The following is a 3636-nucleotide window of genomic DNA, read 5'->3' as shown; positions in this document are numbered from 1 at the left end:
CTCCTCCGGCCTGGAGCAGAAGGATGCAGCTGCCGATGATCGACAAGACCATCCCCGTCTCGACGATCGCGCATCTCATCCAGCTGTCGATCGCGCCGGTCTTCCTGCTTGCGGGTATCGCGGGGATCCTGAACGTGCTCGCGCAGCGGCTGGCGCGGGTCGTCGACCGGGCCCGTCACCTCGAGGCGGAGTTCGCCTCGTTCGACGAGGATGCCCGCGCACGCGCGGCCGCGGAATTGTGCATCCTCGACCGCCGGATGAAGGTCGTGAACCACGCGATCAGCGCCTGCACGGCAAGCGCCTTGTTCGTCTGTCTGGTGGTTGCGATCCTGTTCGTGGCGGATCTGGCCTCGTTCGCATTCGCCACACCGATCGCGCTGCTGTTCATCCTGGCGATGCTGCTTCTGATCGTTGGGCTGGTGCTGTTCCTCTACGAGATCCGCCTCGCGATGCGCTCGCTTCGCGTGCGCCGGGAGCTGATGCCGGCGCCCCGCGTCTGAGGGGTCAGGCGGCGGCGCCCGCCCGGGCCTTTCCGGCCTGCCGTTCCCGCGCTGCCAGGAACAGCTGCAGCCGGATCATCCACTGGCGGTAGAGACTGTGCTTCATCGCCGCTCCCTTTATCCGTTGTTCGCCACCATCGCGGTGACGATGTAGGCGAGGAGCGCGATCGGACCCAGGAACAAGGTGAGCAGCACCATCGTGAGGCGCGTCAGCATCGGGTCCACGTCGGCCCAGCGGGCGAAGCCGGAGCAGACGCCCATCAGCTTCGCATTGCCTTTGTCGAGCGCGTAGTGACCGTTCATCGTCTTGGGTCCTTGTATTGATCTTGTGGGTGGTTCGGCCGGTCAGATGAACTGACCGACCGGGCCGACTGCCGCCGAGATGAAGATCGTGCTGGTGACGAGCGCCGCGAGCAGCGAGGTGGCGAGCTGGGTAAGGCTGACATTGGACATTTTGTATCTCCCTGAACCGGTCACCGGCCATTCCGGCGACCATGCCAACGGTGTTGCAGGGAGCGTGCCAAACCGCGAAAGCCGCAGAAATGCGTGCTTTTCTTGCGGGCGGATGAACAGATCGAAAAATCCAGCACCAATCAGCGGCGAGATTTCCCAACTGTTGGCGGAGCCGATTCGGCGATGCTCGGGAGCGGACAGTCCCTGTCCGAAATCGAACAGCGGTGCCGGTGGAGGCGCAGGCTTATTCGTGCCTAACGCCGCGTTAGCCACGAATTTTCCGGATATCTGAAAGGGCTGGCCCCTTACTGGAGAGCGTCCGCACGCGGACGCAAGCCGGGGAGCATCTCATGTCCAGTCTCTCGTCCCGCCTCCACAAAGCCGTCTCCTCCGGGCGTCAGCTTAGATGGCGGCCGGAAAGCCGGGAGCAGGTGCTTGCACGGCTGCTCGTGAAGCGGGCCGACGCGCAGCAGGCGGGGCTCGATGAGCTCGAGGCCGCGCTCCGCCGCCAGATCATGTGGTCGCTGCCGATGCGCCGCGGCGAGGATGATGCTAAGGACTGAGCCATGACGGCTCGGCGGCTCTCGACGATCGGCTATGAACGCAAGACGGTGGACGAGTTCCTTGCGGAGCTTGCCGACGGTCAGGTCGAGCTCGTGATCGACGTCCGCGCCGTCGCCGCGTCGCGCAGGCCCGGCTTCTCGAAGACGGCAATGGCGGCGGCGCTGAAGGAGCGCGGGATCGGCTACCTGCACCTGCGCGCGCTCGGCACGCCCAAGGCGGGCCGGGAGGCCGCTCGCAAGGGCCGGATTGCCGAGATGCACGCCATCTTCGAGACCCAGCTCGAGACGCCGGAGGCGGAGCTCGCAATGGTGCAGGCGGACGAGGCGGCGCGCGAACGCCACGCCGCCTTGCTCTGCTTCGAAGCCGAGGCCGGCTGCTGCCACCGAGCAGTCGTGGCGGAGCGCCTCGCCGCTCGAAGCGGCTATTCGGTGGTGGACCTCTAGATCAGGCGCGGGCCGGCTTGCGGGCCGGCGGCGTTGCGGAGGCCTGCTGCACCTGGCTTCTACCCGTCGGCACCGAGAGCAGGCCGCGAAGCTTGCTGCGGAACGCCGCGAGCTCGCCGCCGCTCAGCTGCGCCCGCACCACGAACCGGACCGAGGCCGGGTTGATCGGCGCACCGTTGCGGTAGAGCTCGTAGTGGAGGTGCGGCCCGGTCGAAAGGCCGGTGGAGCCGACATAGCCGATCACCTGGCCCTGGCGGACGAAGCTGCCCGGCTGCGCGGCGATGCGGCTCATATGCGAATAGCTGGTCATGAGGCCGCCCGCGTGATGGACCCGCACCTGCTTGCCATAGCCGCCGGCCCAACCGGCTGCTGCGACGCGGCCGTCGGTGGCGGCGAGGATCGGCGTTCCGTAGCCCGCCTGGAAATCCATTCCCTTGTGGAGCCGTGTGTAGCCAAGGATCGGGTGGCGGCGGAGGCCGAAATTGGAGGAGACCAGGCCCGGCACCGGCCGCTGCAAGGTACCGCTGGTCCGGCCGACGCCGGCCGCTTCGAACCATTGGACGCGCCCGCTCTGACTCCATCGCATCAGCTGCACGCTCTTGCCCGACGCGCGCTGCAGGCCCGCGAAGAGAAGCGCGCCGGTCTCGGTCTCACCGGTTTCGGCGCGGCGATGCTCGAGGATGATGTCGAACCGGTCGTCGGCGCCGATGCTGCCGACATCCACCTGCCCCGCGACCGCGCGGATATAGGCCTCCACCGCCTTCGCCGGGGCGCCGGCGGCGCGCGCCGAGCGGTAGAGGCTGGAGCCGACGCGGCCCTGGATGCGGAGCGGCGTTTCGTCGACGGAGATCGGGATCCGCGCCAGCGTCAGCTTGCCCTCCACCCGTTTGACTGAGAGCTTGAGGTCGAACCGTGCGCGGAAGGAGAGCGCATCGAGCGGCCGGGCGACCTGACGGTTGGCGCGTCGGCCCAGGGTCACGTCCACCACGGTCCCGGGCTTGATATCGGTGAGCGGCACGATCTCGCCGACCCGCTCGCTGACCTGCGAGGCCTCTGCCTTTGCGATGCCGGCGCGCTCCAGAACCCGAGTGAAGCCGTCGCCGCGGCCGAGCGTTGCGATAAGCTCGATGCTCGGCCGCTCCGGCGTGTCGGCAAGCGGCGCAACCGCATCTGTCGCGGCCATGCGGCGGCCGGTGTCGGCGCCATAAGCGAGCGGCGCGATCGATAGCGCCCGGGCTTCTTCCCAGTTGGCATCGCCCATCGGCGCCGGCCCAACCATCGAGATCGGCTGAATGCTGGGTGCGAGTGCGTAGGCGGAAAGGCAAAGCGCGGCGCAGGCGGCAAAGCCCCGCAGCCATTCGCGCGAGCCGATGCCGGCGCCGAGATCGGTGACCAGCTCGATCGCGGCCGCTTTCGCGCCGAAGCCGCGGATATTCTGGCGGAAATCGACTGCGGGCGCAGGGCGGAAGATTGCGCTGTCGAGGCTCAAGGCGGCCGTGCCGCTGCCGGCGCCGGCAGAGAAGTCGCTATATTGATACAAAGCGGTTGTGCCCCCGCAGCCCTTGCCACCCCAGCGCGGATGCGGCGAGGCTTACGCCCTCGTCCTGCTACTCCCGCGACGGGAGCCTGACTGTGGTTAAAGACGGTTGAAGTAAAGTTAAGGCTGCCGGAGTCCG

Annotated in this window: 6 protein-coding genes; 3 read left to right on the top strand and 3 right to left on the bottom strand. The window is 67.7% G+C overall.

Going from position 1 to position 3636, the window contains the following annotated elements; translation table 11 throughout:
- Positions 1–500, top strand: a 500-nt coding sequence (locus VF662_RS11380; RefSeq protein ID WP_464141178.1) for a DUF2721 domain-containing protein, incomplete at its 5' end; no start/stop codon positions are given.
- A gap of 117 nt (positions 501–617) precedes the next feature.
- On the opposite strand, the gene VF662_RS11375 is transcribed toward VF662_RS11380, so the two are convergent.
- Both VF662_RS11375 and VF662_RS11370 read right to left on the bottom strand, forming a co-directional pair.
- A complete protein-coding gene (locus tag VF662_RS11375; protein ID WP_464141176.1) occupies positions 618–803 on the bottom strand; it encodes a PspC domain-containing protein in 186 nt (61 codons plus the stop codon).
- 42 nt (positions 804–845) lie between these two features.
- A complete protein-coding gene (locus VF662_RS11370) occupies positions 846–1226 on the bottom strand; it encodes a hypothetical protein (protein ID WP_464141174.1) in 381 nt (126 codons plus the stop codon).
- 77 nt (positions 1227–1303) lie between these two features.
- On the opposite strand from VF662_RS11370, the gene VF662_RS11365 reads away from it, so the two are divergent.
- Positions 1304–1516, top strand: a complete 213-nt coding sequence (locus VF662_RS11365; protein WP_464141170.1) for a hypothetical protein — start codon at positions 1304–1306, stop codon at positions 1514–1516.
- A gap of 3 nt (positions 1517–1519) precedes the next feature.
- Positions 1520–1960 carry a DUF488 domain-containing protein gene (locus tag VF662_RS11360; protein ID WP_464141168.1) on the top strand — a complete coding sequence of 147 codons (441 nt, stop codon included), beginning with the start codon at positions 1520–1522 and terminating at the stop codon, positions 1958–1960.
- Position 1961: 1 nt separating this feature from the next.
- Here the strand turns inward: VF662_RS11360 and VF662_RS11355 are convergent, their stop codons facing one another.
- On the bottom strand, positions 1962–3500 hold the full coding sequence (locus VF662_RS11355) for a peptidoglycan DD-metalloendopeptidase family protein (RefSeq protein WP_464141166.1): 1539 nt from the start codon (positions 3498–3500) through the stop codon (positions 1962–1964).
- Positions 3501–3636: the final 136 nt, after the last annotated feature.

The sequence above is a fragment of the Allosphingosinicella sp. genome (genome assembly GCF_036387215.1).
Lineage (GTDB): Bacteria > Pseudomonadota > Alphaproteobacteria > Sphingomonadales > Sphingomonadaceae > Allosphingosinicella.
This window is presented reverse-complemented; position numbering and strand designations above follow the sequence as displayed.